The sequence below is a fragment of the Shewanella sp. 11B5 genome (assembly GCF_002836795.1).
Lineage (GTDB): Bacteria > Pseudomonadota > Gammaproteobacteria > Enterobacterales > Shewanellaceae > Shewanella > Shewanella frigidimarina.
The window spans coordinates 1-6,574 of the sequence record NZ_PJAP01000336.1 but is presented as its reverse complement, the minus strand read 5'-3'; the positions used below and the strand labels follow the sequence as shown (position 1 = coordinate 6,574).

Genomic DNA, 6,574 nt, shown 5'->3' with positions numbered 1-6,574 from the left:
TGGTACAACACGACGGTCGTGATGTGATTGAAACGATTAAGGCTCAACAAATTGATTTTATGATTCTAGATTTGATGTTGCCCTATAAAGACGGATTGACGATTTGTCGTGAGTTGAGGCAATTTTCAATGTTGCCAGTATTAATGTTAACGGCGCGGGTAGATGAAATTGACCGTTTAATGGGCTTAGATATCGGCGCAGACGATTATGTGTGTAAGCCATTTTCGGCTAGGGAAGTTGTTGCTCGGGTAAAAACGATTTTAAGGCGAGTCGAAAATACTCACGGCAGTCAAAGCGAGCAGGTTATTCGTTATAAGCATCTACAAATCAATATCGAACGCTTTAAATGTCAGGTTGACCAACAAGACGTAGAATTAACCCCAGTTGAATTTAGACTACTGCATACGCTGCTAAAACGGCCAGGCGTAGTGCACTCTCGAGATAGCCTCATGCAGGTGTGTTATGTCGACGATCGTATTGTTAGTTCGCGTACCATTGACAGTCATGTGAAGAATCTACGTCATAAGTTAACCCAAGCCAGCCAACAAAAGGAGTTGCTGCACTCCATTTACGGTGTGGGTTATAAGGTAGAGTAATGCTGCATTTTATTGGTAAGTCTATTTTTACGTTTTAAAGCCGTTTAATAAGCATCCTAATAAAATGGGTAAGCTTAGTAGCTGGCGATTAATGTGTATTACTGATCTGCTTTAGTTTCGGCAAAACTCCACTAAATCTGCACTGTTTTTGCGCTTTTGATTGTTAACATCACTATACCTAATGCTCCTAGCTGTATGGATTAACAAGGAATAGTTTTATGCCGTCACTAATTTTATTATTACTGCTGTGCTGTCAGGTTTTTCTGACCATTACGTTGGTCGCAGTATTTATTGGTGGTTACCAGGAACCGTCATAATTTGGCTTAACGCTATTAATATCGTTAACCTTTCAAGTAAACGCGTTAATCCTTTTCTAAGCGTTTTATAAAATGCTCAGCATATCGTTGTTGCTGTTTCCTCAAGCAAGATAATTATCCAATTCAGGCGCATTGAAGCGGATTTATTGATTTATTCCATTTATCTACGATGTTTGCTCGCTCATAGCATGGCTTTTGTTTAGAATGTCGTTGATATCATTTAGGGTATCAACGTGGTCTTGTGCTGGTATTAAATATACTGGCGCGTTATTACTCATCGCTAGCAGAACGTGGTCATTAACCCGTGAATGTTAGACTAAGAGTTGATAGTCGGATAAATTCCTATCACGTAAGATAGACCTTCCACTGGCATGCGCCGTTAGGAATACATTTATACTGAGGTGGACTGTTTTTCTGCCTAGGAGCATTAATGCAACTGTTTGTAAAAGATTTAACTGTTATCGATTTCTCTTACCTTTGTCCTGTTCGTGGCATGGTTGGTGAAAGCTGGATTGTCGATGTGCTATTAGATGGCGGCCTAGATGAGCAAAATATGGTGCTCGACTTTGGTAAGGTTAAACGCATCATCAAAAACACCATTGATGATGTAGCCGATCATCGCTTGTTAATCCCTACTGCTTGTAGCGAAGTGCGCTGGCAGCAAAAGGGCGACCGAGTTTGGATGGATTTTAGCAGTGAAAAAGGCGACATACATTTAGCATGTCCTTCACAAGCATTTGCGCTTATTCCTACAGAAGTGATTGACTACCAAAGCGTTAATGACTTTTTGAAGAAAGCCTTACGTGAAGTGTTACCTGAAAATGTCCAAGGCATCAGCCTCACATTGCGCAGCGAAGTGCTCGATACCCCATTTTACCATTACAGCCATGGATTACGTAAACATGACGGTAACTGTCAGCGTATTGCGCATGGTCATCGTAGCCCGGTAACCGTATTTGAAAATGGTATTGCAGAGCCGAAATGGGACCAATACTGGGCAGAACGTTGGCATGATATTTACCTCGGCACTGAAGAAGACTTAGTGTCAGTGAAAACACTAGAATTGTCGAAGCAGACTAAAATCAGCGACGAAACTCATTTTGGTTTTCACTATGTTGCGCCTCAGGGTGATTTTCAATTAGCGATGCCTAAGCATTGTTGTGACTTAATTCCTCACGACACCACGGTTGAGATGCTAGCTGAATACATGGCAAAGACATTGGCAAGTCAAGCGCCTGAAAGTCATTTTAAAGTTATCGCTTACGAAGGTATTGGCAAAGGGGCCATTGCGGTAAGAGGTTAATCAAGTATTATTAATGGGCTGCCTAAAGGTGGCCCTTTTTTTATGTTTTTTGTCGCTATTAACAAGGAATGCGTTTCGATTATGTTATTAAAAAATACCGTTTTAAAATCGATATCTACAGTTGCAATGCTGGTGGTCAGCTTTTGTGGATTAAGTGCTAGTGCGATTGCCGCTGTGACATTTCAAGGCCAGTTTGAACAAGGTGCATTAGTGCGTGGCGCAGTGCCGGTCGGCAGTAAAGTATTACTTAATGGCCAATCGGTAAAGGTCACCCCAAATGGTCAGTTTGCCATTGGATTTGATAGAGACGCTAAGCCAGAACAAGTGTTTAAAGTCATTTATCCAGACGGATTAACAGAAATTAAGCCGTTAACAATAGCCGCAAGACAATACAAAATTGATCGGGTCACAGGAATCAGCCAAAAAATAATGAAACCGGATCCAGTTGCCCAAGCCAGAGCGGCTAAAGACGCCAAACAGACTCGCGCTGCCAGAGACTTATTTAGTCAACAACAGGCATTTATGCAAACATTTATTTGGCCGGTTACTGGCAGAATTTCAGGGGTTTATGGCAGCCAGCGGGTTTACAACGACGTACCTGGTAATCCGCATTTTGGTGTTGACGTTGCGCGTCCAACAGGCACGGTAGTGGTTGCGCCAGCAGATGGTGTTATTACATTAGCTGAGCCAGATATGTTTTATTCTGGTGGCACAGTGATTATCGACCACGGTTATGGTGTTAGCTCTACCTTCTTGCACCTGAGTAAATTGTATTTAACCGTTGGTGATAAAGTTGTGCAGGGTGATAAGGTCGCTGAAATTGGTGCCACTGGTCGAGTGACTGGCCCGCATTTAGATTGGCGCCTAAACTGGTTCCAAATGCGTTTAGATCCCGTCTCGATTGTACCGCCAATGGCGACAGTACTGGCAGCGGAGAAAGCGGCAAAATAGTGTTAAGCCATATGTTAGGGTTTCGGTACGACTATTGAACCGGAACCCTTTATTCAATGGTAATGCTATTCGCTTGATAACTTGCACTTCATACGTCCTGAACTCACCACAATGTCAACGCTATTTGTCTCACTAAGCTGATGATATTTAAACGTTTTCTCATTTTAAGCGACAAATTTATATCGAACGACGAAATGCTTATCGTCAACATCACAAAGGACTCTGGTCATGATCAAGCAAGTGGGTAATACCATTATTGAGCTAAAGCACAAAGCAACATGTCATTGTGGCGCCGTTGAACTCGAACTCACTTTACCCAATGGTATCGAAAATCCACGACGTTGTGATTGTTCAATTTGTCGTAGAAAAGGCGCGATTGTTGGGTCTGTAAAACTTGACGGGATTAGGGTGGTAAAAGGTCAAGATGTGTTAACGCTTTATCAATTTAACACCAACACGGCAAAACATTATTTCTGTTCTCATTGTGGTATTTATACTCATCATCAACGTCGATCAAACCCGACTGAATACGGTTTTAACATAGCTTGTTTAGATGGTGTTAATCCATTTGATTTAGGTGATGTACAAACGAGTGATGGGGTAAACCATCCATCAGACCGAGATGTTGTATAGCAAATGGTAAGGCGTGTTAATAAAAGGGATTAAGTATTGTATTTCCATCTCTGAGTATCTAATAGAAAACCTCATCATGAATCGCTCTGAATTTGACAGTAAATCTAATGTTATTGTTGCGATGAAGCAATAAACAGAGCATTCAAATATGATTGCTCTGTTTATTAAAGATGGATTTAACTGTTTGTCATTTCTTTAATCATGTCTAATGCAACGGCTTCTGCAATACTGATACCGTCAATACCCGCCGATAAAATCCCGCCAGCATAACCGGCACCTTCACCTGCAGGATATAAACCTTTGGTGTTAATGCTTTGGAAATCGGCACCACGTTTAATTTGTACCGGTGAAGAGGTACGAGTTTCAACGCCGGTTAACATGGCATCTTTACTGTCAAAACCACGAATTTTTTTACCAAATGCAGGAATGGCTTCACGAATAGCATCGATAGCGAATTGCGGCAATGCATCGCTTAAATCGGTCATTTTTACGTTGGGTTTATAAGACGGCTCAACGTTTTCAAACGGTTTCCCAACGCCTGCAGCTAAAAAGTCGCCGACCATTTGCGCTGGAGCATCGTAATTGCTGCCGCCCATAATATAGGCGTGGCGTTCCAATTTGCGTTGTAGCGCAATACCTTGAAGTGGATCGTTGTCAAAATCACTCGGATCAATGCCAACCACAATGGCACTGTTGGCATTACGTTCACTACGCGAATATTGGCTCATGCCATTAGTCACTACCGCATGTTCTTCAGACGTCGCCGCCACAACCACACCACCAGGGCACATACAAAAGCTGTAAACACTGCGACCACTTTTGCAATGGTGGACTAACTTATAATCAGCTGCACCTAACATTGGATGACCGGCGTTAATGCCAAAGCGATCTTTATCAATCATCTCTTGCTTGTGTTCAATACGAAAGCCAATCGAAAATGACTGCGCCTGCATATACACGCCTTTATCATGTAACATTTGGAAAGTATCACGGGCACTGTGACCAATCGCAGCAATGACATGTTTAGAATGCAGTACTTCACCATTTCTCAGAGTGACACCTGTCACTTGACGGTCAGTAATATTGATTTCATCAACACGGGTTTCAAAGCGAATTTCACCGCCTAAACGGATTATTTCGCGGCGCATTTTTTCCACCATGGTGACCAACTTAAAGGTACCTATGTGTGGTTTACTAACATAAATGATTTCAGCTGGTGCACCCGCAGCGACAAATTCTTGTTTGACTTTTAAGCCTTTAAATCCGGGGTCTTTAACTTGGCTATATAACTTTCCATCCGAGAATGTACCAGCGCCACCTTCACCAAATTGTACGTTTGATTCAGTGTTTAACTCACTGGTACGCCAAAAGCGGAAGGTATCTTTAGCGCGTTCGTGGACAGATTTTCCACGCTCTAAAATAATCGGTTTAAAGCCCATTTGTGCCAACATAAGCCCAACAAATAAGCCGCATGGTCCCATGCCTATCACCAATGGACGTTCCGTTAAGCCTTCTGGTGCAGTAGCGACATATTTATAGTCGGTATCTGGCGACACGCGGATATTATGGTCGTCAGCAAGTGATGCCAATAACGCGGCTTCGTCTACGTTGGCTAATGTCACATCTAATGTATAAATTAACGAAATTAAATTCTTTTTACGGGCATCGTAGCCACGCTTAAACACATGTATATCAACCAGCTGATCCGCTGAGATAGAGAGCCTTTGCAAGACGAGTTGTTGCAGCGCATCTTCATTATGGTCGAGAGGCAATTTTACTTGGTTTAAACGGATCATGATTTACCTAAAAAGAGACTTAAAAAACAGCGCGTAGTTTACGTGATTTAACATTAAAATGAAATTATCTATTGATGGTACATGCTCTATGTCATGCTGCATTAATTACCATGATGATTAATGAGTAAAATAGATCACTCAGTTTAGCTCATTCTAGCGGGTGAACTCGGTGTTATATAAGTGAGTAGGGGGATAGGAAGTGCATATGTTGCGATGGATTATATTTCTTTATAGCGTAGCTGTTTTTGTGAACGTGCAAGCGGCAACCAATGTGACTTTATTGAGTGATAACGGGATTGAGAGTTGGACTTCTAAAGTATTCTCTGGTGAATCAATTTACAGCGTTGAAGACTATAAAGGGCGCCTAGCATTAAAAGCACTCAGTCATCATTCTGCATCAGGACTGGTGCTAGAAAAGCAAATTGACCTCATTGCAACGCCTTATCTAAACTGGAGTTGGTTAGTTGAACAGACGTTGTCGCAGTTAGATGAGCAAAGTAAAGCTGGTGATGACTTTGTGGCGCGAGTTTACGTAGTTATTGATGGTGGTTTTATGGTGTGGAACACCAAATCATTAAACTATGTTTGGTCGAGTAATCAAGCCAAAGGCTTGGTTTGGAACAACGCTTTTGCTGGTTCAAGTGTTAAAATGATGTCTGTGCGAGGGCAACAATCGCAACAAGGTCTGTGGTATGAAGAAAAACGCAATGTGTACCAAGATTTGATTGAAACATTTGGGGATAAAGGCAGTCAAAAAGCTAACCGCAAAGCGTATCAATACATCGATATGATTGCGATTATGACCGATACCGACAACAGTGGTAAAGATGCAGAAACGTATTATGGAGACATAATATTTACTGAAAAATAGCAGCTGATCAACCGGAATTTGCTGGGTACTTAGCGGCTTAACTCAGCCGCATTGCTTTTTACTTTACCATTAAAGTAGAGGGCTAAATAAGTAAAAAAACTGCTCGA

At 41.8% G+C, this 6,574-nt stretch carries 6 protein-coding genes; 5 read left to right on the top strand and 1 reads right to left on the bottom strand.

All coding sequences use genetic code 11. From position 1 onward, the window contains the following. From CXF78_RS07080 to CXF78_RS07065, 4 genes are all read left to right on the top strand, one after another. Positions 1 to 596 (top strand): winged helix-turn-helix domain-containing protein (locus CXF78_RS07080; protein WP_102036377.1); only part of this gene is annotated, 596 nt, incomplete at its 5' end. A 747-nt stretch (positions 597 to 1,343) separates the two neighbouring features. Next, complete coding sequence (locus CXF78_RS07075; RefSeq protein ID WP_102036376.1) at positions 1,344 to 2,216, top strand: 6-carboxytetrahydropterin synthase; 873 nt, start codon at positions 1,344 to 1,346, stop codon at positions 2,214 to 2,216. Positions 2,217 to 2,342: 126 nt separating this feature from the next. Continuing rightward, positions 2,343 to 3,167 carry a M23 family metallopeptidase gene (locus tag CXF78_RS07070; RefSeq protein WP_257984861.1) on the top strand — a complete coding sequence of 275 codons (825 nt, stop codon included), beginning with the start codon at positions 2,343 to 2,345 and terminating at the stop codon, positions 3,165 to 3,167. A gap of 228 nt (positions 3,168 to 3,395) precedes the next feature. Next, the gene (locus CXF78_RS07065; protein ID WP_102036374.1) at positions 3,396 to 3,800 is read left to right on the top strand and encodes a GFA family protein; all 405 of its coding nucleotides are present in this window, start codon (positions 3,396 to 3,398) and stop codon (positions 3,798 to 3,800) included. Between the two features lie 176 nt (positions 3,801 to 3,976). Here CXF78_RS07065 and CXF78_RS07060 read toward each other — a convergent pair whose 3' ends face one another. Continuing rightward, entirely contained in the window at positions 3,977 to 5,596 is a 1,620-nt protein-coding gene (locus CXF78_RS07060) for an NAD(P)/FAD-dependent oxidoreductase (RefSeq protein ID WP_011637046.1), read from the bottom strand. Between the two features lie 205 nt (positions 5,597 to 5,801). Here CXF78_RS07060 and CXF78_RS07055 point away from each other — a divergent pair, with 205 nt between their 5' ends. Continuing rightward, on the top strand, positions 5,802 to 6,467 hold the full coding sequence (locus CXF78_RS07055) for a DUF3047 domain-containing protein (RefSeq protein WP_102036373.1): 666 nt from the start codon (positions 5,802 to 5,804) through the stop codon (positions 6,465 to 6,467). The last annotated feature ends 107 nt before the right edge of the window (positions 6,468 to 6,574 follow it).